We start from the raw sequence: 223 nt of genomic DNA on the forward strand, positions 1-223 counted from the left end.
ACACGTCAGGTCGTCTCAGCGCCCGGCCTGAGACGATCGCGGCCCCGGCCGGCACGCCGCCGGGACGTCATGCGCTCGACCTTGGCAAGGGGCGAGACGGAATCGTGCTCATTCCGCCGGGGCTCGACCCGGCCAAGCCCGCGCCGCTGATCGTGGGCCTTCACGGCGCCGGCGGCATCGCCTCGCAGATGCTGGCCCTGCTCGCCCCCTTTGCGGAAGCGCG

Annotated in this window: 1 pseudogene; it reads left to right on the plus strand. The window is 73.5% G+C overall.

The annotated features are described in order from the left end of the window. Window positions 1-223, plus strand: a pseudogene (locus E4K09_RS28710) (hypothetical protein); the annotation flags it as partial.

The organism is Microvirga pakistanensis (genome assembly GCF_004458765.1).
GTDB lineage: Bacteria > Pseudomonadota > Alphaproteobacteria > Rhizobiales > Beijerinckiaceae > Microvirga > Microvirga pakistanensis.